We start from the raw sequence: 21,896 nt of genomic DNA on the forward strand, positions 1-21,896 counted from the left end.
GGCCCGCGTCCCTCGTCGTCCCCGCCGCGACCGTCAGCCGACGCGCTTGGCGAGCTTCGCCGCACCGCGCGTCGCGAGCACGCGCGACAGCGCGACGGCCGCGCCCGTGATGGCCGCGGCGGCCGCGACCTCGCCGAACCGGATGTCCTCGGCGGTGGAGTCCGCCGCCGGCGGCTTGTGGCCGCGTGTCTTCTCCCAGGCGCTGTCGATGAGCTTCTGGACCACCCACGCGGCGGCGAGCGCGACGCCCGCCCCCACGACCTTGGCGGCCATCGACTGCTTCTGCGCGTCGCTCGACATCCCGCACGTCCTCCCGTCGTCGCCCTGCACCACCCGCGGTGCGGCACCGCAACGGACGCTACCCGGCATCGGGGCGTCCCACAGGTCGGGGTTAGGATCGCCCGTGAACGACAGGGGAGCGTCGGACGCCGGCCGGGTGCGGCCGCCAGGACGCTGAGAGTGCGGACCACCGCAGACCCTCGAACCTGATCCGGTTGGTACCGGCGTAGGGAGTCGGGCTTTCTCTCCTCCCGCCTCGTCGTGCCCGTGCCGGCGACGGCGCGTCGCACGCAGGGTGCGGGACCCCTCCGACAACGACGGAGGAGAACCACCGCATGAGCACCCCCCGGCCCCGACCCGCCACCGGCCCCCGGCGCGTGGCGTGCGCCCTCACCGCGGGCGTCGCGGTCGCCGCCCTGACCTCCTGCTCCGCGACGGGCGGCGCGACGCCCGGCGAGTCCGCCGACGCGACGTCCGCGGGCACCGTGACGCTGGTGACGCACGAGTCGTTCGGGCTGTCCGAGGGGCTGCTGGAGCAGTTCGAGGCCGACACGGGCCTCACGGTCGAGGTCGTGCAGCAGGCGGACGCCGGCGCGCTGGTCAACCAGCTCGTGCTGACCAAGGACGCGCCGCTGGGGGACCTGGTGTTCGGCGTGGACGACGCGTTCGCGTCGCGCGCGCTCGACGAGGGCGTCGTCGTGCCCGTCGAGCTCGACGCGCCCGCCGCGCAGGACGCCGCCGCCTACGCCGTGCCGGGCGACGAGGGCGCGCTCACCGCGGTCGACCTGGGCGACGTGTGCCTCAACGTCGACGTCGGCTGGTTCGCGGAGCGCGGCGTGCCGGAGCCGACGACGCTGGAGTCGCTGCTGGACCCGGCGTACCGCGACCTCGTCGTCGTGCCGGACCCCGTGACCTCGTCGCCCGGCCTGGCGTTCCTGCTGGCCACGGTGGGTGCGTTCGGCGAGGACGGATGGGTCGACTACTGGGCGGGCCTGCGCGACAACGGGCTGAAGGTCGCCGACGGCTGGTCGGAGGCGTACTACACGGACTTCACCGCGGGCGGCGGCGACGGGCCCCGGCCGGTCGTGCTGTCCTACGCGTCGTCCCCGCCGTTCACCGTGCCCGACGGCGGCGACGAGCCGACGACGCGCGCGCTGCTCGACACCTGCTACCGGCAGGTCGAGTACGCGGGCGTGCTGGCCGGTGCCGCCAACCCCGAGGGCGCCGCGCAGCTCCTCGAGTTCCTGCTGTCCGACGAGGTGCAGGCGGACATCCCGACGTCGATGTACATGTACCCGGTGAGCTCGTCCGTCGAGCTGCCCGAGGAGTGGGCGCGCTGGGCCCCGCTGGCCGACGAGCCGTTCGACGTCGCGCCGGCCGACATCTCGACCCACCGGGAGCAGTGGCTGCAGACCTGGTCCGACACCGTCATCGGCTGACGATGCCCACCCCCACCCCCGCCCACCGGAACCTGGCTCCCCGAACGGACCCGGTATCGGTGAGCGACGTGACGGTCGGCGGGGACGGGGTCGCGCCCACGCCCGCCGACCGGAACCCGGGTCACCGATCCGAGGGCCGGTCGGGGAGCGGTGTTCCGGTCGGCGGCGGGTCGGGTGGCGGGACGCGGTGGGGTGCGCGGTCGGGGTGGGGTGCGCGGACGGGGTGGGGCCTGGCCGTCGGGGTGCCGCTGGCGTTCCTCGCGGTGTTCTTCGTGTGGCCCGTCGCGGAGATCGTCGGACGCGGGTTCGTGGCCGACGGGCGCGTGGACCTCGGCGGGTTCGGGGACGTGTTCTCCCGGCCGCGGACGTGGCGCGTCGTCGGGCAGACCCTCGCGCAGGCCGGGGTCGCGACGGCTGCGGCCGTGCTGCTCGGCGTGCCCGGCGCGTACCTGCTGTACCGCTGCCGGTTCCCCGGGCGCGGTGCGCTGCGCGCGTTCGTCACCGTGCCGTTCGTGATGCCGACGGTCGTGGTCGGCGTGGCGTTCCGCTCGCTGCTCGTCGACGGCGGGCTGCTCGGCAGGCTCGGCCTGGACGGCACCTTCACCGCGATCGTCCTCGCGCTCGTGTTCTTCAACTACGCGGTCGTCGTGCGGACCGTCGGCGGCATGTGGGAGCGCCTGGACCCGCGCACCGAGCAGGCCGCCCGCGCGCTCGGCGCGTCGCCGTGGCGCGTGCTGCGGACGGTGACGCTCCCCGCGCTGGGCCCGGCGATCGCGTCCGCGGCGTCCCTGGTGTTCCTGTTCTGCGCGACCGCGTTCGGCACGGTTCTCGTGCTCGGGGGGCGGCGGTACGGCACGGTCGAGACCGAGATCTGGATCCAGACGACCCAGTTCCTCGACCTGCGGGCCGCGGCCGTGCTCTCGGTCGTCCAGCTCGTGGTCGTCGCCGCGGCGCTCACGGTCGCCGGGCGGGCGCGGGCCCGCACCGAGCGCGCGCTCACGCTCGGGGCCCCGGCCGCGACGGCCCGTCGCGTGCGCCTGCGCGAGCCGCTCGACCTCGTCACCGTCGTCGTCACGGGCGTCACCGTGGCCGGCCTGCTCGCGACGCCGCTGGTCAACCTCGTCGTCAGGTCGCTGCGCACGCCCGACGGCTGGGGCCTGGACCACTACCGTGCGCTCGCGGTGCCCCAGGACACGCTCGCCGTGTCCGCGTGGCAGGCCGCCGGCACGTCCGTGCGCACGGCTGTCGACGCGACCGTCCTCGCGCTCGTCGTCGGCGGGCTCGTCGCGCTCGTCGTGTCGCGCCGCCCCCGACGCGCCGCCGCCCGCCGGGCCGTCGCCGGGCTGGACGCGCTGTTCATGCTGCCGCTCGGGGTGTCGGCCGTGACCGTCGGCTTCGGGTTCCTCGTGTCGATGGACGCACCCCTCGGGCTGCCCGTGGACCTGCGGACGTCGCCCGTGCTCGTCGCCGTCGCGCAGGCCGTGGTCGCGGTGCCGCTCGTCGTGCGGACCGTGCTGCCCGTGCTGCGCGCGATCGACCCGCGGCAGCGCGAGGTCGCCGCGACCCTCGGGGCGGCGCCCGGGCGCGTGCTGCGGACCGTCGACGTCGCGGTCGCGCTGCGGGCCGTCGGGCTCGCGCTCGGGTTCGCGTTCGCCGCGTCGCTCGGGGAGTTCGGCGCGACGTCGTTCCTCGCGCGCCCGCAGGAACCGACCCTGCCCGTCGTGATCTTCCGGCTGCTGGGACGCCCCGGCGCCGAGTCCTACGGCGCCGCGCTCGCGGCGTCGGTGCTGCTGGCCGCGCTGACGGCCGGCGTCGTGGCCGTGTGCGAGCGGCTGCGCCGCCCGGGGATCGGAGGTGCGTGGTGAGCGACGGGCTGCAGGTCGCCGACGTCGTCGTGCGGTACGCGGGCGCGGCGGCGGCGGCCGTCGACGGGGTCGACCTCGCCGTGCCGACCGGCGAGGTGCTCGCGCTGCTCGGGCCGTCCGGGTGCGGCAAGTCGTCGCTGCTGCGGGCGGTCGCGGGGCTCGAGCCGCTCACCGGTGGTGACGTCGCGTGGGACGGGGTGTCCGTCGCCGAGGTGCCCGTGCACCGCCGCGGGTTCGGGCTGCTGTTCCAGGACGGCCAGCTCTTCGCGCACCGCGACGTCGCGGGCAACGTCGCCTACGGGCTACCCGCGGCCGTGCGGCGCGACCGGGCAGCGCGCACCACGCGTGTCGCGGAGCTGCTCGACCTCGTCGGGCTGCCGGGCACCGAGCGCCGGGACGTCGCGACGCTGTCCGGCGGCGAGCGCCAGCGCGTCGCGCTGGCCCGCGCACTCGCGCCACGCCCCCGGCTGCTGCTGCTCGACGAGCCGCTGTCCGCGCTCGACCGCGCCCTGCGCGAGCGTCTCGCGCTCGACCTGCGCGACGTGCTCGTCGCGACCGGCACCACCGCGCTGTTCGTCACGCACGACCAGGACGAGGCGTTCGCGGTGGCCGACCGCGTCGCCGTCATGGACTCCGGTCGGCTCCTGCAGGTCGCGCCGCCCGCGGCGCTGTGGGCGCGGCCCGCGTCGCGCCGCGTCGCGCAGTTCCTCGGGTACGAGGCGTTCGTCGACGTGCCGGCGACCGGCGCGGTCGTGCCCGCCGCGGTCCGTGCCCTCGTCGACGCGGTGGGTGCCGCGGGCGTCGCGCCCGTGCCCACCGGGGGCGTCCTCGCGCTGGTGGCCGGCGCGTTCGTCGTCGACCCGACCACCACCCCCGCCCCCCCACCCGCCGACCGGAACCCTGCTCACCTTCTCGGGGTCGAAGCGGTGAGCCGTGTTCCGGTCGGCGGGGTGGTGGGGGGCGGCGGCGAGCGCGGGGCGGCGAGGGGCGACGTGAGCGGGGTGGTGCGGGCCGTCCGGTCGCGGCGCGGGCGGACGGAGGTGGTGGTGGACGTCGACGGCGTCGGTACCGTGAGCGCGCTGGCGCCGGCCGGGTGGACGTGCGTCCCCGGTGCGCGCGTCGCCCTGCAGGTCGATGCCGCTGCGGTCGCGGGGCTCCCGGGCTAACGTCGAGGCACGGGCCCGGCACCCCGGGGCCCGTCGACCAGCACGGTGTCGACCAGCACAGTGAGGTGATCGGCCATGTCCCTCGAGCGTCGTGAGGTCGTCGCCGTCGACGTCCACGCACCCGTCGCGACCGTCTGGGAGCACCTGCGCGACCCGCGGCTCGTGCGCCGCTGGTTCGGGTGGGACCACGACGGTCTGGACGCCGAGATCCAGGAGATCTTCGCCACCGGCGTGCACGAGGAGCACGACCACGCCGACGGGCTGACGACCCGCTCCCTGGTGTGGCGCAACCACGACCACCTCACCGTCACCGCGCACGACGACCGGCCGACGCTCACCCGCGTCACCGTGACCCGCCCCAGCCACGACGGCCTGTCGACGTTCGACGGAGTCTTCGACGAGATGGACGAGGGCTGGACGCAGTTCGTCCACCAGCTGGCGTTCGCCCTCGAGGTCCACCCCGGCAAGGACCGGGTCACGCTCACGGCGCACCGCCTGGACGCCGGCGGGCGCAGCGACCCCCTGCTGTTCCGCGCCGGGCTGCACGGCGTGCGCGGGCTGCCCGTGGGGGCGCACGTCGACGCCACGCGCCCCGACGGCTCCCGCGTCGGCGGCCGGGTCCGCTACAAGACCGAGCACCAGGTGGGCATCCACCTCAAGGGCATCGCCGAGTCGCTGCTCGTGCTCGTCGTGCGCCCCGCCGTGGAGGCACCGCCGCACGGCGCGGTCGACGCCACGCTGTCGACGTACGGCCTGGACGCCGACGTGCTCGACGAGGCGCGACGCCGCTGGGCGGGCTGGTGGCGGGCGGGGGCATCCGCGCGCGCCTGAGCCCCGGCCCGTACCCCGCCGACGACTCAGAGGGTGCGCTGCCAGACCCCGCTGCCGCCCGCGGGCCGGAAGCCCAGGGCGACGTTGATGGCGAGCATCCAGCGGTTTTCCTCGGCGTTCCACGTGCTGATGCGCCGCACGGACGGCCGCCGCTCCACCAGGGCCTGCAGCTGGACGGCCTTGACCAGCATGCCCAGCCGGTGTCCGCGGTGGTCGCCGGCCACGAGCGTGTCCTCCTGCCACACGAACTCGTCCGTGTGCGGCGGGATCATGAACGCGGAGTACGCCACGAGCCGCCCCGTCGGCACGTGCTCGATCGCCGTGGTGAGCAGGTGCTCGCCGCGTCCGAGCGTCTGGGCGTCGGCGTGCCGCACACGGGCGGCGTCCCAGACCTCCTCCTCGACGTCGAGCCCCGCGGTCGGCTCGTCGGTGCTCATCGCCACGTGCAGCGCGCACATCTGCTCCACGCGCTCGTCGGGCGTCGCGTCGTCCCACGTCACCGGCCGGTAGTCGGGGCCTGCGGCCGCCGCCGCGCGGGCACGGTGCTCCTCGAGCGCGGCCGCGTCGACGGGCAGCGTGAGCCTCGAGTGCCGGGCGACCTGCTCGAGCTGCCAGCCGCGCGCGAGCGCGAACCGCACGTCCCGGTCCGCGCGGCTCACGAGCCCCTCGCCGGTGGGTGCACCGAACGTGTCGGGGCCCGGCGCCGGCTCGGCCGCCTGGTCCGTCTCCGTCAGCAGGTGAGTGCGTCCGGCGGAACGGGCGACGTCGCAGGCGGTCGCGTGCAGCGCGTCGCCGACCCCCCGGCCGCGGTGCTCGGGGCGCACCCCCAGGTCCAGCCACCCGGTGTGGGTGTTGTCGGCCAGCGGCAGGTCCAGGCGCGCGAAGCCGAGGACGCGCGCCGGGTCGGGCGCATCGGTGGACTCGTCGACGGCCACGAGCCGCGCCCGGCGGACGTACTCCTGGTCGGCCAGCTGCGACAGGGCACGACGCGGCGTCGTCGCGAAGTCGTCGGACCCCCACAGGGCGAGGGTCGACGCGTTCTGCGCGTCCACCATGCCGTGCAGGAGCCACGCGTCGTCGGCGTCGAGCGACGCCGGTGCGGACAGCTCGCGGATCGACCACCTCGTCATGGTGTCCACGATCCGCGCGACGCGGTCTCGCGTCGACCGCTTTTCCGGACCGTGCGCGCGTCCGGCGCCTAGCCTGCGAGTCATGCCGTGGTGGGAGGTCGTGGGGTGGGCCGGGTCCGTGCTGGTGGTCGTGTCGCTCATGCAGGCGCGCGTCTGGCGGTTCCGGGTGATGAACCTCGTGGGCGCCGTGCTGGCGACCGCGTACAACGCCGTGTTCGGGATCTGGGCGTTCGCCGCGATGAACGGTGCGATCGCCGTCATCGACGTGTACTGGCTGTGGCGGCTGCGCCGGGAGCGGTCCGACGCGGCCGTGTACGCGGTCGTCGAGGTCGCGTCCGACGACGCGTACCTGCGGCACGTCCTGGCGGTGCACGCGGACGACGTCGCGCGGCACCGCACGGTGCCGGCCGAGGTCGTGGACGACGCGCTCGCGGACGGCCCGCACGGCGAGCTCGCGTTCCTCGTCGTGCGCGGTGACGAGACCGTCGGCGTGGTGCTCGTGCGCGACGAGGGCGACGGCACGGGCACGGTGCTCCTGGACTGGGTGACGCCGCGGTTCCGCGACTTCACGCCGGGGGAGTTCGTGTACCGGGACTCGGACGTGTTCGCGCGGCACGGGCTGCACCGTCTCGTCGTGCCGACGGCGCCGACGGGCGCGGTGGCGTACCTCGAGCGGGTCGGCTTCCGGCGGGTCGACGACCGCGCCTGGGAGCGGGCGGTCTGACGGTCCCCGGGAGGGGCTGGCGTGGGGCTCGGCGACGAGTAGAGTTCGGCTGTGCGAACTTCTTTCCAGGGGGCACCCGTGAAGCCGCGGGTGCCGGTGCTCCTCGGCCCCGCGTTCGTGGCCGCCGTCGCGTACGTCGACCCCGGCAACGTGGCCGCCAACCTCACCGCGGGCGCCCGCTACGGCTACCTGCTGCTGTGGGTGCTCGTCGCAGCCAACGCCATGGCGGTGCTCGTGCAGTACCAGTCGGCCAAGCTCGGCCTGGTCACGGGGGAGTCCATGCCCGGCCTGCTCGGGAGCCGGCTGCGGCGTGGCCCGCGGCTGGCCTACTGGGCGCAGGCCGAGATCGTCGCCGCGGCCACCGACGTCGCCGAGGTCGTCGGCGGCGCGATCGCCCTGCACCTGCTGCTCGGGCTGCCGCTCCCCGTCGGCGGCGCGATCGTGGGTGCTGCGTCGCTGGTGCTGCTCGCGACGCAGGACCGGTACGGCCAGCGCCGGTTCGAGGCCGTCGTCGTCGCGCTGCTCGCCGTCATCACCGTCGGGTTCCTCGTCGGGCTCGTCGTGTCACCCCCCGACGCCGACGGCGTGCTCGGCGGGCTCGTGCCGCGGTTCGCCGGCACCGACACCGTGCTGCTCGCCGCGAGCATGCTCGGCGCCACCGTCATGCCGCACGCGATCTACGTGCACTCCGCGCTCGTGCGCGACCGCCACGGCCGCGCCCCCGAGGGCGAGGGGCGTCGGCTGCTGCTGCGCGCCACCCGCTGGGACGTGGCGGTCGCGCTCGTCGTCGCGGGCGCCGTCAACATCGGGCTGCTGCTGCTCGCCGCGTCCGGGCTCCAGGGCACCGAGGGCACCGACACCATCGAGGGTGCGCACGCCGCGATCGTCGGCGCGCTCGGACCCGGCATCGGGCTGGCGTTCGCGATCGGGCTGCTCGCGTCGGGTCTCGCGTCGACGTCGGTCGGCGCCTACGCGGGGGCGACGATCATGGAGGGCCTCCTGCACCGGCGCATCCCGCTGCTCGTGCGCCGCGTCGTGACGATCATCCCGGCGGTGCTGCTGCTCGCGCTCGGCGCCGACCCCACGTGGACCCTCGTCCTCAGCCAGGTCGTCCTCAGCTTCGGCATCCCGTTCGCGCTGGTCCCGCTCGTGCGGCTCGGCCGCGACCGCACCCTCATGGGTGCCGACCGCAACGGCCCGGTGCTGCACGCCGTGCTGTGCGTCGTCGTCGCCCTCGTCGTCGTCCTCAACCTCGCACTCCTGGGCCTCCTCCTCACGGGCGCCTGACCCTGCCCCACCCGGCCGCGAGCGATCCCGTCACCCTCGGTGGGTGCTGGATCGCTCTCCCGCCGAGGGCGGCGTGGGAGGGGCGCGGTCACGTGGGCAGGGTGCGGGCCTCGGCGAGACGGCACTCGAGGTGGTGGCGCTCGGCCGTGTCGGGGACGAGGGTCAGGGCACGCTCGAGCTCCGCGGCGGCCTGCGGGCCGTGGCCGGCACGCAGCAGCAGCTCGCCCCGCACCGCGGGCAGTCGGTGGTGGTGCGCGAGCACCTCGTCCAGGCCGTCGAGGAGCGCGAGACCGGCCTCGGGGCCGTCCGCCTCGGCGACCGCGACGGCCCGCGCGAGCCGCACGACCGGCGAGCCCGTGCGCGCCTCCAGCACGGCGTAGACGCTCGCGACGACGTCCCACCGGGTGTCGGCGGCGGTCGGGGCGGTCGCATGCTCGGCGGCCGCGACCGCCTGCAGCCGGTGGTCCTCGGCGAGGCCGTCGAGCGCCGGCAGCGCCCGCAGCAGGGCCACGCCCTCCGCGATCTCCGAGGCGTGCCAGCGCGAGCGGTCCTGGTCCGGCAGCAGCACCAGACGGCCGTCGTCGTCCACGCGCGCGTCGCGCCGCGAGTGCTGCAGCAGCATCAGCGCGAGCAGCGCGCGGACGCGCGGCGAGCCGCCGAGCAGACCGTCGAGCTCACGCGCGAGCCGCACGGCCTCGTCGGCGAGGTCCACCCGCAGCCCGCCGGGCGCGTCCGCAGGCTGGTACCCGGCCGTGAACAGCAGGTACAGCACCGTCGCGACGGCGTCGAGACGCTCGTCGAGCCGGTCGGCCGGTGGCACGACGAACGGCACGCCGGCCGCGGCGAGCCGCTTCTTGGCACGCGTCAGGCGCGCCGACATCGCGGTGTGCTGCACCAGCAGCAGCCGCCCGATCTCCGCCGTCCCGAGCCCCACGACGAACCGCAGCGTCATGGCGACGCGGTCCGCCGGGGCGAGCGCCGGGTGGCAGCACGCCAGGACCAGGCGCAGCTGCTCGTCCGCGACGTGCGCGCCGGGATCCTGCGTCGCGGCGGCCAGCGCCCGCATCTCGTCGTCGACCACCATGAGCGGCTCCTTGCGCCGGTGCACGGACTGCGCCCGCAACCGGTCGAGGACGCGGCGACGCCCGGCCGTCAGCAGCCACGCACCCGGGTTGGCGGGCACACCGTCGCGCGGCCAGGTGCGCGCGGCGGCCTCGAACGCGTCGCCCGCGGCGTCCTCGGCGAGGTCGGGGCTGGCGAACTGCGCGACGAGCAGCGCGACGACGCGCGACCAGTGCGCGCGCCACGCGTCGCCGAGCGCCGCCGCGACGTCCTCCTCGCCCCCGGCGGCCGGGGGCCCGCCCTGACCGGTCGTCATGGGTCGGTGCGGGCCCCGGCCGACGGGATCACGGCTCCACGCACTCGCGGACCTCGTGCGTCGTCTCGGGCAGCAGCGCCACCAGGTCGAGCAGCGTCTGCCGGTCGGGGGCGTCGACCAGGTAGAACCCGCCGAGCTGCTCGGTCGTCTCCGCGAACGGGCCGTCGGTGACGGTCGTCGCGCCCCTCGCGTGCCGCACGGTGCTCGCGGACGCTACGCCCGCGAGCGCCTCGCCGGCCTCGACCCGCACACCGGCGGCCTGCGCGGCCTGGACGAACGCGCGGTGGCCCTCGTCGTACCGGGCGCGACCGGCCTCGTCCGCCGCACGCCAGATCGCCTCGTCCTCGTAGACGAGGACGACGAACCTCACGCCACGGGCTGCGCCACCGCAGCCGGGGACGTCCCGGTGGGCGCCGCCTCGTGCACCGCGACGGGCCGCAGCTCCAACGTGCCCTCGTCGTCCATCACGAGCGGCGCCGCCAGGCGCAGCAGCCCGTCGGGGTCCGAGGTGCGCACCAGGTAGAACCCGCCGAGCTGCTCGGTGGTCTCCGCGTACGGCCCGTCGGTGACCTGCGCCGTGCCGTCGGCGACGGTGAGCAGGCGCGCGTCCCGCGGGCTCGCGAGCTCCTCACCACCGACGATCTCGTGGCCCTGGAGCGCGCACTGCTCGGCGAACGTACCGTGCGCGGCGTACGCCGCCCCCAGGTCGACGCACGCGTCCGGGTCGCCCCACAGCAACAGCATGTACGTCGTCGTGGTGCTCATCTCGTCCTCCAGCGCTCGGGGCACCCACTGTGCCCGCTCACCTCCACGACGCGCGAGGCCCCGCCGTTTCGACAGCCCTGCGGGTGCGGCGTGCGCGGCGACGTGCCTACGGTGGCGGTCGCCCGGCGACCCCGGGCTCCCGACCCCCGAGGAGGCACCCATGAGCACCGACCTGAACGGCCGCCGTGTCCTGGCCGTGGTCACCAACTACGGCGTCGAGCAGGACGAGCTCGTCGTCCCCGTCGAGCACCTGCGCGGCGCGGGGGCGCACGTGGACGTCGCGGCGGTCGACGACGCCCCCGTCGAGACGCTCGTCGGCGACAAGGACCCGGGGCGCACGGTGCAGCCGACCACGACGCTGGGCGAGGCCGACGCCGACGGGTACGACCTGCTCCTGGTGCCCGGCGGCACGCTGAACGCCGACAGCCTGCGCCTGCAGGACGATGCCGTGCGCCTCGTCACGGCGTTCGCGCGCTCCGGGCGGCCCGTCGCGGCGATCTGCCACGGTCCGTGGCTGCTGGTGGAGGCCGGCCTGGTCGAGGGCAAGCGGCTCACGTCGTACCCGTCGCTCACCACGGACGTGCGCAACGCCGGCGGCACGTGGGTCGACGAGGAGGTCGTCGCGGACGACGTGCACGGGTTCCGGCTGGTCACGTCGCGCACCCCGGACGACCTGGACGCGTTCCTGCGCGAGGTGGACGCGGCGCTCGCGGCCTGACCCACGCGGCGGAATCTTCCGCCCCGCGGGACCCCCTCGGACGTGGACGATCCGGACGCCGACCTGGAACGGTGCAGGCGGCCGAACGACCGCATCCACGAGATCGAGGAACCCGATGACGACCTTGCCGCGCACCGTGGCAACCGCCGCCGCCGTCCTGACCGCTGCCCTGACGTCCCTGGCCCTGGTGGCGCCGGCGGCTGCCGCGGGCCCCGGCGCGTCCGCGGCCCTCACCACAGGGCTGACCTGCGACGACGTGACGTGCCGGTTCGTCTTCGCGCCGGACGTGTTCACGCCGCAGACGTTCGTGGTGCCCCCGGGGGTCACCCGTGTCACGGCCGACCTCGTCGGTGGGGCAGGCGGTCGGGTGGCCGAGCACCCCGGGGGTGCCGGCGGCGCGCTGCGCACGAGCGTCCCGGTGCGCCCCGGGGAGACCCTCACCGCCCAGGTGCCGCGCTCGGGCGACCGGCTGCAGGTCCCGGCCGACGCGCGCCCGGACGCCGAGCCGGCGGACCACGTGGGTGGTGAGCTCGCGGCGCTCTACCGGGGGACGGGCACGCAGACCACGGCGATCGCGGTGGCCGGTGGGGGCGGGGCCGGTGGCTCGACCGGCGCCGGTGGTGCGGGCGGCGGCTGGCACGCCGACCCCACGCAGGTGCTGCGTGGTCAGGACGGTGGCGGGAACGGTGCGGGCCTCGGTGCGACGCCGACGGCCGGCGGCGGCGTGTTCGACGGCGAGGCGGCGCTGCCGGGCGTCGTCGGCAGCGGGCCCGCAGGTCACGTGCCCGGGGGCCGCGGCGTGGGCGGCAGCACGGGCGCCCAGCGGGTCAGCTGGTGGATCGTCACCGAGACGTGGCAGGGCGCCCCGGGTGGCATGGGCTGGTACGGCGGCGGCTCCGGGGCCTTCGTCACCGACAGCTGGGTGGCCGGCGGTGGCGGCGGGTCCGGCTACCTCGCGCCGGGGCGGGTGGCCCAGCAGGTCCCGGCGGCCACGGTCGAGGCGGCGGGCGACCAGGGACTCGTCGCGATCGAGTGGGCGGTGGACCAGACGACGGCCACTCTGGAGCCCGTCGTGCTCGACGCCGGCGGAGCGGACTCCGGCGGCGTCGTCGACGGTGAGCTCGAGTCGCGCGACCTCGTCCTCAGCCTGGAGGGGCTGCCGGTCGGTGCGCGGGTGTCCGTCGACAGCGGCCCCGTCGCGAGCGAGACGCTCTGGGGCACCGTCGCCGACGACGGCACGGTGCGCGTGCCGTACACCGTGCCCGCGGGGGAGCACCTCGAGGACCTGTGGCTCGACGTCGCCGTGCTCGTCGACGACGAGGTGACGGCCTCGAGCCGCATCGACCTCGACGTCCCGGCGCTGGAGGTGGCGACCGTGCTCGACGCGCCGCGTGAGGTGGCCCCCGGTGGCGGGCTGACCGTGGAGATCGGCCGCACGGGCACCCAGTTCGGCGCCCCCACGCCCGGTCTGGCGCCGGTCGTGCTGCGTGACCTGCTGCTCTCGGGTGCCGTGGCGGTCGTGCTCGACGGCGAGGTCGTCGACCCGCAGGACCTGCAGCTCCCGCAGGTCGCCGACCTGCCGGCCACGGGGACGGTCCGCGTCGGGCTGACGGCGCCCGAGGTGCTGGGTGACCACACGCTCGCGGTCGTGCCCGGGCCCTCCGTGCAGGACACCCTCCTCGAGGAGACGGCGCTGACGTTCGCGGTGGTGACCGCGCCCGCCGCCGAGCCGACCGTGGCTCCGACCGCGCCGGCGGGTGCCGCTGCGGGCGTCGCTCCCACGGCGGCGCCGACCGCGGCTGCGGCGTCCGAGCGTTCCGAGGTCCTGGCCGCTGCGTCGGGCGTCCTCGCCACGACGGGTGCGAAGGTCACGGGCCTGGCGATCGTGGCGACGCTGCTCATCGTCGCCGGTGGCGTCGTGCTCCACGCACGGGGTCGGGGTCGCGCGGCGCACGCACGCTGACCGCACGGACGGGGTGGGTCGGGTCCCGGCGCCCGCCCACCCCGTCGGCGTGCGCGGTGCCGGGCGCCGCCGGACGCGGCAGGATGACGTCGTGCCCGTCACCAGCGCCGCCCTCCTGCTGCACCACGGCCGCGGCGCGGACGCGCACGTGCTGATCGCGCACATGGGCGGCCCGTTCTGGGCGCGCAAGGACGAGGGCGCGTGGTCGATCCCCAAGGGGCTCGTCGAGCCGGGCGAGGACGTCGAGGCCGCCGCCCGCCGCGAGTTCGCCGAGGAGCTCGGCGTCCCCGCGCCCGACGGGCCCGTCGTGGACCTCGGCGCGTTCCGCTACTCGTCGGGCAAGGTCGTGCACGTCCTGGCCGTCGAGGTGCCGGCCTGGCTCGTCGGCTCGCCCGACGACCCCGCGTCGCCCGAACTCACGGCGCGCGCCGGCATCAGCACCGCGCAGGTCGAGTGGCCGCCGCGCTCGGGGCGCCGGGTCGACGTCCCGGAGGTCGACCGGGCCGTGTGGTTCCCGCTCGAGCGGGCCCGACCGCTGCTCGTCGCCGGCCAGCAGCCGGTCCTGGACGCGTTGGCGACCGCGACCTCCTGACCACTGGCCCGCTCACCGGGCTGGATTGCTCTCTCGCCGAGAGGGGGAGGGGGTCAGGAGGACGGGCGGAGGTCGCGCATGAGGTCGAGGGTCGCCGGGTCACGCTGCTCGGGCCAGCCGAAGCCGCCCTCGTCGTCCCACGGCACGGGCTCGTCGTCGACGCTGACCTCCCACTGCGTGCCGGGCAGGGCGCGGCGGACCTCGGTGAGGGCGCGGCACCAGTGAGCGAGCCCGAGGAGCGTCGAGAAGGGGTCCTGCTCGGGGAGCGTCGTGGTGCCCTCCAGGGCCTCGTCGCCGGGGGCGGCGAGAGTGAGGAGCTCGGCGTCGTAGGGGAAGTCCGCGTTGTGCGCGGCGACGAGTGCGCGCGCGGTCGTGACCTCGTCGGCGCTGAGCGCACGGGGGCGGGTGGCGCGGTAGTGCAGCCGGACAGCCATGACCGGGAGGATACGGGAGCAAACGGGCGTGGCGAGCGGTTTCCTGGACGCGTGTCAGACAGAGTCCGGTCGACGCTTCTGCGGGTACGGCGTGCGCCCTTCGGCGAGGTCGGCCACGAAGCCCGCGATGCGGCGCGCACGGGTCTCGGGCCGCTTGGCCTCCCGCACCCGGTGGAGCACCGCGAACCGGTTGCCCGACGTGAGCACGTCGAACCACGCGCGTGCCGCGGGGACGGCGTCGAGCGCCGCGGCCAGGTCGTCGGGGACCTCGGCGGTCGCCGGGCCCGGGTACGCCGCCTCCCACCGACCGTCCGTCTTCGCCGTGGCCACCTGGGCGCGTCCCGCGTCCTGCATGCGGCCCTCCGCCTCCAGCCGCTCGACGCGCGCGACGTTGACCGCCGACCACGGGCTGCGCGCCCGCCGTGGCGTCATCCGCTGGAAGCTGCTCGCGTCGTCACGCCGCCGCGCCTGCCCGTCGATCCACCCGAAGCACAGGGCCTCCTCGACGGCCTCGACGTACGTCAGGCTCGTCACGTCGCCGCCCTTCTTGTGCAGCACGAGCCACACGCCCGTGGTCTGCGTGTGGTGCTCGGTCAGCCACGCGCGCCACGCGGCGGCGTCGGGGAGCAGCAGCTCCGGCAGGTCGTCGGCCACGACGCCATCCTGCCGTGCCCCGCCGACACTCACTCCCCGGTGGCGCCGTCGACGGCCTCGCGCAGCAGGTCCGCGTGGCCGTTGTGCCGCGCGTACTCCTCGACCATGTGGACCAGGACCCAGCGCAGGGACACCGGCGCGCCCGTCCCGTGGTGCCGCCGCGCGGACACCTGGTCCAGGCCCCCGGCGGCCAGCGCCGCCGCGACCGTGCGCCGCGAGCGCGCCACCGACGCGTCCCACTGCGCGCGCAGCTGCTCCGGCGTCTCGTCGAGCGCGCTCGTCCACTCCCAGTCGCGGTCCTGGTCCCACGGTGCCGACGCCCACGGCTCGACGGGCGCGTCGAGCCACACGGTGGAGAACCAGTTGTCCTCCACCATCGCCAGGTGCTTGAGCAGCCCGGCGAGCGTCATCGTCGACGGGGGCAGCGGGCGGCGCAGACCCGCGGCGTCGAGCCCGTCGACCTTGCGCAGCAGCGTGCGGCGGTGCAGGTCGAGGAACGCGAGCAGCGTCGTGGCCTCGTCCGCGTGGTGCGGGGCCTCGGTGCGCTCGGGGGTCAGGGGGGTGTCGACGTCCACGGCCGGGAGCCTGCCAGACGGGCGCGCCCGTGTCAGGGGCGGGCGTCCGCCGCGGACGGGTCGGGCACGGGCACGTCGTCACGCCCGACGTCCGCCGCGTCCGGTGCCGGCTGCGCGTCGGTGTGCGCGACGTGCCGCAGCTCGTGCCAGATGAGCACGACGAACACGGCCGACCCGACGAACGCGAACCAGAACGGCGCCGTCACGCCCCAGTGCTGCGCGAGCCACCCGCCGATCCCGGCACCGACGACCAGCCCGCCGAAGGTGCCGATGAGGTTGACGCTGTTGACGCGGCCCTGCAGCTCCGACGGCACGGCGCGCTGCCGGATCGTCACGGACGTCGTCCCCCACACGAACGCGTGGGCGCCGAACACGAAGAAGACGGGCATGGCGACCCACGGGCTCGTCGCGAGCGCGAGGCCCAGGTGCGTGAGCGTCTCCACCACCAGGCCGATGCGCAGCAGGTTGCTCAGCGTGAGACGCGCCGTCAGCCACCCGAAGGCGGCGACGCCGATGATCCCGCCGACGGCCTGCGTCGTGGCCACCATGCCGAACCCGACCTCGCCGAGGCCCAGCCGCTGCTGCGCGTACAGCACCAGCACGGACCACGCGGCGCCGAACGTCACGTTGAAGATGAGGATGGTCAGTACCAGGGTGCGCACGGCCGGGTGGTGCCACGTCCAGCGCACGCCCTCCGCGATATCGGCGCGGACGCTGCCGCGCTCGTGCTGCTCGCGGCCGTGCGGCGGCAGCGTGATGCGCGAGATCAGCACGACCCCGGCGGCCATGAGGACGGCGGCACCCGCGAACGGCGTCCACTGGCCCAGCAGGAACAGCGCACCGCCCAGCGGCGGTCCGGCGAGCTGGTTCATGCCGACGTACCCGGCCATCGCGCGGGAGTTGGCGACCGCGAGGTCGTCACGCCGCACGATCATCGGGATGAGCGTGCCGCCGACGTTGTCGGCGAACGTCTCGGCGGTCCCCAGCAGGAACAGCGCGACGAGGACGAGCCAGATCGGCGCGGCCTCCACGGCCACGCACGCCGCGAGCACGGCGAGCACGACGACCCGGACGGCGTCCATCGCCATGACGAGCCGCCGCCGGTCGACGCGGTCGGTGACGACGCCCGCCACCAGCCCGAACAGCAGCGGCGGCAGCCACCCCAGCAGCGCGGCGAGCGCGACGAGGAACGCCTCGTCCGTGCGCGACGCGACGAGCAGCGGCCCGGCGGCGAGCACGAGCCCGTCGCCGAGGTTCGACGACCAGGCCGAGCCGAGCAGCCACCGGAAGGGCCGCCCGAGGCGCTCCGGCAGGGCCCGCTCGAGCAGGGACGTCGACACCGGGTCAGCGTAGGCGCGCACCCCCGCGACCTCTGCAACCTTTCCCACCTGCGCGCCCGCGGCCGGGCCCGCGGCGTGCCGACGGGTGCCGCTCAGTCGCCCGTCGCGCTGGTCGGCGGCCCTGCGGTCGCGTCGGTCAGGCGCGCCATGTACCGCCCCGGCGCCGTGCGCTCGAAGCCGAACTTCTCGTACAGCCCGTGCGCGTCGGCCGTCGCCAGGACGGTGCGCGGCAGCCCGAGGGCGTCGAGGTGCTCGACGACCCCCGCGACGAGTGCCGTGCCGACGCCGTGCCCGCGCGCCGAGTCGTCGACGAACACGTCGCACAGCCACGCGAACGTCGCCCCGTCGGTGACGACGCGCGCGAACGCGACCTGCCGCCCGGTGTCCCGCTCGTGCACGCCGAAGCACAGGGACGCGTCGACCGCGGCGTCCTGCGCGGCGCGCGTGCGCCCGCGTGCCCAGTACGACAGGTCCGCGAGCCAGTGGTGCACGGTGTCCCGGTCGACGTCGGCGCGGTCGGCGGTGAAGCGGTAGCGGGCGGTGTCGAGGGTGGTCACGCCGGGACGGTACCGCCCGTGGCCCACCGTGTGGCGGCGAGCGCGGCGACCGGCAGCGGCCGCTCGTAGTGGTAGCCCTGGGCGGAGTGGCAGCCGAGCTCCTCGAGCATCGCGGCCTGCTCGGCGGTCTCCACGCCCTCGGCGACCACGTGCATGCCGAGCTCGGCGCACAGGTCGAGCAGCGCGCGGACCATGCCGGTGCGCCGCGTGGACGTCGGCAGTGACGTGAGGAACTGCCGGTCGAGCTTGAGGAAGTCCGCGGGTAGCTCGTCCAGGCGGCTGAGGGACGAGTACCCGGTGCCGAAGTCGTCGATGGCGACACGCACGCCGCTCGCGCGCAGGGTCGCGAGGGCCCGCAGCGCCGCCGGGTCGGACGCCTCGACGACGCTCTCGGTGACCTCGAGGACGAACTGCGTGGTGGGCCAGTCGGCGGCGTCCAGCGCGGCGAGCACCCGGGCCGCGTAGTCCTGGCCGACGAGCTCGCGCCCCGACACGTTGACGCCCAGGGAGACCCGGCGGCCCCACGCCTCCTGCAGGGCGTGCGCGTCGGCGCACGCGAGCCGCAGCACGGTGGCGCCGAGACGGTCGATGATCCCGCCGTCCTCGGCGACGGCCACGAACTCCAGGGGCGGCACCCGCCCGAGGTCCGGGTGGTCCCAGCGGGCGAGGGCCTCGACGGCGACGGCGCGGTGGGAGCCCAGCTCGATGATCGGCTGCAGCTCGACGTGCACCTCGCCGGCGTCGAGGCCGCGCACGAGGTCGTCGACGAGCCCGTGGCGCCGCCGCTCCGAGAGCACCGTGCGGCCCCGCCCGGCGGCCTTCGCGGCGTACAGCGCGGTGTCGGTGCGGCGCAGCACCTCGGTGACGGTCTCGCCCTCGACGTGCTCGGCGACGCCGCACGACGCGGGCGCGGGCGCCGCGGCGCACAGCCGGTCGGCGAGCGCGTGCGCCTCGGCCCCGGTGCGTCCGGGGAGCAGCACCGCGAACTCGTCGCCGCCGCGGCGTCCGAGCACCATGCCGGGCACGTCGAGCGTGCGCCACGCGTCGGCGGTGGCGCGCAGCAGGTCGTCGCCGGCGGCGTGGCCGCGCTCGTCGTTGACGAGCTTGAAGTGGTCGATGTCGACGAGCGCGAGGGACAGCGGCTGGCCGCGTCGCCCGCGCCGGTCGATGGCCTGCTCGAGGGCGGCGTCCCACGCGCGGCGGTCCGCCAGGCCCGTGAGGGCGTCGACGCCGGCGGTCGAGGCGTAGCGCGCGAGCACCCCCACGGCGCGCGCGACGCCCGTCCACAGCACGGCGTACGCGGCGCACACCAGCGGCGGCACGTGGTGGACGACGAGCAGCGGCACGACCTGCCCGACGCCGGCGACGGTGACGAGCACCCACGCGTCGAGGCGCCGCAGGAACAACATCGACTCGATGGCGACGAGCATCGCGATCGCGGCGGACGTCATCGCGAGCGTCAGCGTGGGGGAGAACATGGTGCCGACGGTCAGGGCGAGGGCGCCGACGAGCACGGTCGCGGCGATGCCGCGCGTCGGGATGCGCGGGCCCACGAGCAGGAGCACCGGGCTCGTCGCCACCGCGAGGAGCGCGAGCGTGAGCAGCGGCAGCCCGCGGGCTCCCTGCATGCGCACGACGTCGAGCGACAGCAGGGCCGCCGCGACGCCGCCCACGCCGAACAGGAAGGCGGTCGTGCGCACGAGGACGTCCGACGTGCCGGTGCGCGTCGTGGTGGCCACGCCCCACCATCGTGGGCCGCGAGGGCGCACGTCCAGGCGCGGCGCCGGGTCGGTGCCCCGGACGGCGCAAGGATCACCCGCTCGCCACGTCCGGGGTGGCTCCGTCCGGTCGGGCTACAGGTCGAACCCGCCCTCGGTAGACAGCACCTGCCCGACCATCCAGCGGCCCTCGTCGCTCACGAGCCACGCGATGAGCCGTGCCGGGTCGTCGGGCTCCCCGAACCGCCCGCCGGGGAACTGCGCGTTGATCTCGGCGAGCTTCTCGGGCGGCAGGTGGGCGACGGCGTCGTCGAGGTAGCCGGTGTTGACCGGCCCGGGGTTGACGGTGTTGAGCAGGACGCCGCGGCGTGCCAGGTCGGCGGCGACGGAGGCGGTGAGTCCGGCCAGGGCGGCCTTCGACGCCACGTACGCGATCTCGTCCGGCATCGCGCCGCGCACCTGCCCGGACGTCATCCACACGACGCGTCCGCCGGGCCGTCCGTCGTGCTGCGCGGCGAACGCCTTCGTCGCGAGGATCGTCGAGCGCGCGTTGACGGCCCAGTGCAGGTCGAGCGACTCCGCGGTCTGCGTGGCCAGGGGACCGTCGCTCTGGCTGGTGGCGTGGTTGCAGACGAGCACGTCGAGGTGCCCGAGCGCGTCGGTGGCCCGGGCGACCAGCTCCTCGCCGCCGGTGGGGGCCGCGAGGTCCAGGCTCGTGGCCGCGAGCCGTGCGCCGGGGACGAGCTGCTCCTGCAGTGCGGCGAGCACCGCGTCGACGTCGTCGGCGCCCCACGGCACCGACGCGTCGTGCGGCTGCCAGTGCTGGACGAACAGGTCGGCCCCCGCGCGGGCCAGCCGCGACGCGACGGCGAACCCGATGCCGCGACGGCGGCTGACCCCGGTGACGACGGCGGTGCGACCGCGCAGACCCTCGCTCATGGGCGTCGACCGTAGGTGCGTCGGCACGCCGCCGCCAGCGCTTTGCGACCGGCCCGTGCCCCACGGGCGCTCGCGGGGAGCGGGCGCTGAGTCACGGTGCCGCTGAGCGGTCCGGCCCCCCTAAGGTGTCCCGGTGAGCAGCGCCACCGGGCAGGTCGAGGTTCGTCGGCACAAGGGCCTGGTCCCGTGGCAGGGTCAGACGATCCTCGCGGCGTTCGACCCCCGCCGGAACTCGCTCAACCTGGTCCGACTCGTGCTGGCGCTGATGGTCCTGCTCGCGCACTCGTACACCCTCTCGGGCAACGGCTTCGGCCCGCTGTTCAACGGCGACCACCTCGGCACCTGGGCCGTCTACGGCTTCTTCTGCCTCAGCGGCTACCTGATCACCGGCAGCCGGCTGCGCTCCCGGTTCGTGGACTACCTGAGCCACCGCATCGCCCGCATCTTCCCGGGCTTCCTGGTCTCGCTGGTCGTGGTGGTCGCGGGGTTCGCCCCGATCGCCTACGTCCGCCAGCACGGCTCGATCGACGGCTACCTGACCACGCCGGCGACGCCGCTGCACCACGTCGTGGCCAACATGGGCCTCAGCATGCACGAGTGGAGCGTCGCGGGCACGTTGACGGCCAACCCGTACCCCCACATGTGGAACGGCTCGCTGTGGTCGCTCTACTACGAGTTCCTCTGCTACCTGGCCGTCGGCGCCCTGCTCTCCTTCGCCGTGATGCGCCGCCGCCCGTGGCTGCTGGTGCCCACCTTCCTGCTCACGGTGCTGGCCGCGGCGAACGCCGACACCGTCGTCAACGGCTACTTCGGCGGCAACCGCGACGTGGCCCTGCTGGTCGACGTGCTGCCGTTCTTCATGGGGGGCGCCGCCGTGCACGCCCTGCGCGGCGTCATCCCGCTCACCCGGTGGTCGGCCCTGGCCTCGGCCGTGGGTCTGGTCCTGCTCGTCAGTGCCGACGGCACCTGGGGCCCCGCGCTGGCGGCTCCCTTCATCACCGTGCTCCTGATGTGGCTCGGCAAGGTGCTTCCGTGCCCCGAGCTGGTGCGGCGCCACGACGTCTCGTACGGCTGCTACATCTACGCCTTCCCCAGCCAGCAGCTCGTCGCCGCGCTCGGCGGGGCGGCCTGGGGGACGTACGTCCACGCCGCGCTCGCGCTGCCGATCACGGTCGCGCTCGCCACGGCGAGCTGGCTGCTCGTCGAGCGGCGGGCGATGCGCGTGGTGCGTCGGGGCGAGCCGGTGCCCGTGGCCACCGTCAGCCCGGTCGCTGCACCGATCGCGGTGTCCGAGTGAGGGGCTCGGACCAGCGGCACGGCGCGGCGTGCGACCCGCCCGACGAGCTCGGTGGTCGAGATCCCGCGCCTGGAGCGGCACGTCGGGGATCACCTCGTCGACCCACCGGCACGCCTCCGACGGCGACCCGCTCGGCGACCGTCATGATGGGTGCGCGGCTGCAGGTGGCGACCGTCCCGTCGCCCGGCAGGCCCACCACGACCTCGTCCCCGTGCTCGCCGGGCGCGACGCACGCCCGGCGGAAG

At 75.7% G+C, this 21,896-nt stretch carries 22 protein-coding genes and 1 riboswitch; of the genes, 10 read left to right on the top strand and 12 right to left on the bottom strand.

Annotation, left to right across the window (positions count from 1 at the left end; all coding sequences use genetic code 11):
* Positions 1 to 33: 33 nt before the first annotated feature.
* On the bottom strand, positions 34 to 300 hold the full coding sequence (locus CFLA_RS01095; protein ID WP_013115470.1) for a DUF4235 domain-containing protein: 267 nt from the start codon (positions 298 to 300) through the stop codon (positions 34 to 36).
* A gap of 102 nt (positions 301 to 402) precedes the next feature.
* Positions 403 to 529, top strand: a riboswitch (TPP riboswitch).
* Between the two features lie 85 nt (positions 530 to 614).
* On the opposite strand from CFLA_RS01095, the gene CFLA_RS01100 reads away from it, so the two are divergent.
* The 4 genes from CFLA_RS01100 (at position 615) to CFLA_RS01115 (ending at position 5,580) form a co-directional block, all read left to right on the top strand.
* Positions 615 to 1,718 (top strand): thiamine ABC transporter substrate-binding protein, encoded by a 1,104-nt coding sequence (locus CFLA_RS01100; RefSeq protein ID WP_013115471.1) that lies wholly within the window; start codon positions 615 to 617, stop codon positions 1,716 to 1,718.
* A gap of 59 nt (positions 1,719 to 1,777) precedes the next feature.
* Positions 1,778 to 3,583: an ABC transporter permease gene (locus tag CFLA_RS01105; RefSeq protein WP_013115472.1), complete on the top strand. Its 1,806-nt coding sequence runs from the start codon at positions 1,778 to 1,780 to the stop codon at positions 3,581 to 3,583.
* Positions 3,580 to 4,749, top strand: coding sequence for an ABC transporter ATP-binding protein (locus CFLA_RS01110; RefSeq protein ID WP_013115473.1), 1,170 nt, complete (start codon positions 3,580 to 3,582; stop codon positions 4,747 to 4,749). Before CFLA_RS01105 ends, CFLA_RS01110 begins: the two co-directional genes overlap by 4 nt.
* Before the next feature lie 75 nt (positions 4,750 to 4,824).
* Positions 4,825 to 5,580 (top strand): SRPBCC family protein, encoded by a 756-nt coding sequence (locus CFLA_RS01115; protein ID WP_013115474.1) that lies wholly within the window; start codon positions 4,825 to 4,827, stop codon positions 5,578 to 5,580.
* A 26-nt stretch (positions 5,581 to 5,606) separates the two neighbouring features.
* Here the strand turns inward: CFLA_RS01115 and CFLA_RS01120 are convergent, their stop codons facing one another.
* Positions 5,607 to 6,710: a GNAT family N-acetyltransferase gene (locus tag CFLA_RS01120; protein WP_013115475.1), complete on the bottom strand. Its 1,104-nt coding sequence runs from the start codon at positions 6,708 to 6,710 to the stop codon at positions 5,607 to 5,609.
* A gap of 82 nt (positions 6,711 to 6,792) precedes the next feature.
* On the opposite strand from CFLA_RS01120, the gene CFLA_RS01125 reads away from it, so the two are divergent.
* Complete coding sequence (locus tag CFLA_RS01125; RefSeq protein WP_013115476.1) at positions 6,793 to 7,434, top strand: hypothetical protein; 642 nt, start codon at positions 6,793 to 6,795, stop codon at positions 7,432 to 7,434.
* Positions 7,435 to 7,512: 78 nt separating this feature from the next.
* Complete coding sequence (locus tag CFLA_RS01130; RefSeq protein WP_013115477.1) at positions 7,513 to 8,721, top strand: Nramp family divalent metal transporter; 1,209 nt, start codon at positions 7,513 to 7,515, stop codon at positions 8,719 to 8,721.
* 88 nt (positions 8,722 to 8,809) lie between these two features.
* Here the strand turns inward: CFLA_RS01130 and CFLA_RS01135 are convergent, their stop codons facing one another.
* Genes CFLA_RS01135 through CFLA_RS01145 form a run of 3 tightly spaced genes read right to left on the bottom strand, consistent with a single transcriptional unit; the run spans position 8,810 to position 10,864 of the window.
* Positions 8,810 to 10,099 (bottom strand): RNA polymerase sigma factor, encoded by a 1,290-nt coding sequence (locus CFLA_RS01135; RefSeq protein WP_013115478.1) that lies wholly within the window; start codon positions 10,097 to 10,099, stop codon positions 8,810 to 8,812.
* 28 nt (positions 10,100 to 10,127) lie between these two features.
* Positions 10,128 to 10,469 (bottom strand): YciI family protein, encoded by a 342-nt coding sequence (locus tag CFLA_RS01140; protein ID WP_013115479.1) that lies wholly within the window; start codon positions 10,467 to 10,469, stop codon positions 10,128 to 10,130.
* Positions 10,466 to 10,864, bottom strand: a complete 399-nt coding sequence (locus CFLA_RS01145; RefSeq protein ID WP_013115480.1) for a YciI family protein — start codon at positions 10,862 to 10,864, stop codon at positions 10,466 to 10,468. The genes CFLA_RS01140 and CFLA_RS01145 overlap by 4 nt, the downstream gene beginning before the upstream one ends.
* A gap of 160 nt (positions 10,865 to 11,024) precedes the next feature.
* On the opposite strand from CFLA_RS01145, the gene CFLA_RS01150 reads away from it, so the two are divergent.
* The 3 genes from CFLA_RS01150 (at position 11,025) to CFLA_RS01160 (ending at position 14,137) form a co-directional block, all read left to right on the top strand.
* Positions 11,025 to 11,582, top strand: coding sequence for a type 1 glutamine amidotransferase domain-containing protein (locus tag CFLA_RS01150; RefSeq protein ID WP_013115481.1), 558 nt, complete (start codon positions 11,025 to 11,027; stop codon positions 11,580 to 11,582).
* Between the two features lie 115 nt (positions 11,583 to 11,697).
* On the top strand, positions 11,698 to 13,545 hold the full coding sequence (locus tag CFLA_RS01155; protein WP_013115482.1) for a hypothetical protein: 1,848 nt from the start codon (positions 11,698 to 11,700) through the stop codon (positions 13,543 to 13,545).
* Between the two features lie 91 nt (positions 13,546 to 13,636).
* Entirely contained in the window at positions 13,637 to 14,137 is a 501-nt protein-coding gene (locus CFLA_RS01160) for an NUDIX hydrolase (RefSeq protein ID WP_013115483.1), read from the top strand.
* Positions 14,138 to 14,190: 53 nt separating this feature from the next.
* On the opposite strand, the gene CFLA_RS01165 is transcribed toward CFLA_RS01160, so the two are convergent.
* From CFLA_RS01165 to CFLA_RS01195, 7 genes are all read right to left on the bottom strand, one after another.
* Positions 14,191 to 14,571 (bottom strand): hypothetical protein, encoded by a 381-nt coding sequence (locus tag CFLA_RS01165; protein ID WP_013115484.1) that lies wholly within the window; start codon positions 14,569 to 14,571, stop codon positions 14,191 to 14,193.
* A gap of 54 nt (positions 14,572 to 14,625) precedes the next feature.
* On the bottom strand, positions 14,626 to 15,225 hold the full coding sequence (locus tag CFLA_RS01170) for a YdeI/OmpD-associated family protein (protein ID WP_013115485.1): 600 nt from the start codon (positions 15,223 to 15,225) through the stop codon (positions 14,626 to 14,628).
* Between the two features lie 29 nt (positions 15,226 to 15,254).
* Positions 15,255 to 15,800 carry a DinB family protein gene (locus CFLA_RS01175; protein ID WP_013115486.1) on the bottom strand — a complete coding sequence of 182 codons (546 nt, stop codon included), beginning with the start codon at positions 15,798 to 15,800 and terminating at the stop codon, positions 15,255 to 15,257.
* A gap of 32 nt (positions 15,801 to 15,832) precedes the next feature.
* On the bottom strand, positions 15,833 to 17,140 hold the full coding sequence (locus tag CFLA_RS01180; protein ID WP_245530280.1) for an MFS transporter: 1,308 nt from the start codon (positions 17,138 to 17,140) through the stop codon (positions 15,833 to 15,835).
* A gap of 92 nt (positions 17,141 to 17,232) precedes the next feature.
* Positions 17,233 to 17,697: a GNAT family N-acetyltransferase gene (locus CFLA_RS01185; RefSeq protein WP_013115488.1), complete on the bottom strand. Its 465-nt coding sequence runs from the start codon at positions 17,695 to 17,697 to the stop codon at positions 17,233 to 17,235.
* Positions 17,694 to 19,436 (bottom strand): putative bifunctional diguanylate cyclase/phosphodiesterase, encoded by a 1,743-nt coding sequence (locus CFLA_RS01190; RefSeq protein ID WP_013115489.1) that lies wholly within the window; start codon positions 19,434 to 19,436, stop codon positions 17,694 to 17,696. The genes CFLA_RS01185 and CFLA_RS01190 overlap by 4 nt, the downstream gene beginning before the upstream one ends.
* Before the next feature lie 114 nt (positions 19,437 to 19,550).
* On the bottom strand, positions 19,551 to 20,354 hold the full coding sequence (locus tag CFLA_RS01195; RefSeq protein WP_013115490.1) for an SDR family oxidoreductase: 804 nt from the start codon (positions 20,352 to 20,354) through the stop codon (positions 19,551 to 19,553).
* A 133-nt stretch (positions 20,355 to 20,487) separates the two neighbouring features.
* Between CFLA_RS01195 and CFLA_RS01200 the strand changes: the two genes are divergently transcribed.
* On the top strand, positions 20,488 to 21,651 hold the full coding sequence (locus CFLA_RS01200) for an acyltransferase family protein (RefSeq protein ID WP_013115491.1): 1,164 nt from the start codon (positions 20,488 to 20,490) through the stop codon (positions 21,649 to 21,651).
* Positions 21,652 to 21,896: the final 245 nt, after the last annotated feature.

The organism is Cellulomonas flavigena DSM 20109, assembly GCF_000092865.1.
In the GTDB taxonomy this organism is placed as follows: Bacteria; Actinomycetota; Actinomycetes; order Actinomycetales; family Cellulomonadaceae; genus Cellulomonas; species Cellulomonas flavigena.